A 1,318-nucleotide genomic window follows, 5' to 3' on the forward strand; every position below is an offset into this window, starting at 1 on the left:
GGTTGGGGCCGAGCCACTTGACGGCGATCCATTGCTGCCCGTCCTCGTTCGGTGGGAACTCGACCAGTAAGGCAACGACGCCGGTACCGCTGACTCCCGATGGATCGCGATAGCGGTACAGCCCCCGCGGCGCATCAATTCCGTCTCCTCGGTCTGCTCTGGTGACGGCTCGACAACGCTGTCGAGCGTGCGTCAAGCCTCGCCGTTCCGGCCCGGACAGGAGAACCGTGTCTACGGACATTTACGGACATTTCGTGCTATCGCTAGAGACAGACATTTACCGACATTTACCTCGTGGTAAGGACGGGCGATCCGAGTGAACGACGTGCTGCGGCGCGCGATGTACGACGCGAACCTCACCGACCTCGATGTGTCGGCGAAGCTTGCCGTCGACCCGAAGACGGTCCGCCGTTGGATGCGGGGTCAGATGCCGCACTGTCGTACCCGCGAGGCGCTGACCCGGCTTCTCGGCGTCGACGAGGAAGTAATCTGGCCCGAGCTCCGCTCCATCGGTTCGGATGATGGCCGGCCGACGGAGATTGCCGGCATCTACTCACGTCGTACGGCGATCAGCTCGCAAAACTGGCTGTGGTTCTTCGAGTCGGCGAAGTCGGAGGTCGGGATCCTCGCCTACAGCGCGCTCTTCCTCGCGGAGGACGCCCGGATCATGCGTCTGCCGAGCGAGAAGAGCGGTATCGTACGCATCAGGATCGCGCTGGGTGCACCGGATAGTGCGAACGTTGTCGAGCGCGGTGTCGAGGAGGAGATCGGCGAGGCGATGGGAGCGAAGATCCGTAACGCGCTCGCCTTGCTCGGGCCGCTAGTAAGCCGGGAAGGTGTCGAGTTGCGGCTGCACGACACGGTCCTTTACAACTCGATGTTCCGCTCGGACGACCAACTCCTCGTCAATCAGCACTCCTACGGGATCCCGGCAGCGCAGTCGCCGGTGTATCACTACCGGCACATGGACGACAGCGAGATGTTCGACTCGTACGTCGCGAGTTTCGAGGCCGTCTGGGCCAGGGGACAGGTGCCGTCCGCGGCGGACTGAGGTGACTGCGGCGATCGCGCGTCGTACGCTCGGGGTGATGATGACTGCGCAGGAGACACGATCGCTGGCGCGTCGGTTGCTGGCCGACGAGCTGCCGCGTCGCTGGGCGCATACCCAAGGGGTTGCTGCTCGCGCCCGCGAGCTGGCGACCATGCTCGGGGACCGGGCCGAGCTGATCGAGGCGGCCGCGTTCCTGCATGACATCGGCTACTCGTCCGCGGTGCGGTCAACACATTCCATTCGCTCGACGGCGCTCTGTACCTTCGC

2 protein-coding genes are annotated in these 1,318 nt (G+C 64.4%); both read left to right on the forward strand.

Features of this window, described 5'->3' with window-relative positions:
- Positions 1 to 316: 316 nt before the first annotated feature.
- A complete protein-coding gene (locus tag E1218_RS35790; protein WP_132327457.1) occupies positions 317 to 1,051 on the forward strand; it encodes a helix-turn-helix domain-containing protein in 735 nt (244 codons plus the stop codon).
- Position 1,052: 1 nt separating this feature from the next.
- A partial coding sequence (locus E1218_RS35795) for an HD domain-containing protein (RefSeq protein WP_202866381.1) occupies positions 1,053 to 1,318 on the forward strand: 266 nt, incomplete at its 3' end.

It is taken from the genome of Kribbella turkmenica (assembly GCF_004348725.1).
GTDB classification, from domain to species: Bacteria; Actinomycetota; Actinomycetes; order Propionibacteriales; family Kribbellaceae; genus Kribbella; species Kribbella turkmenica.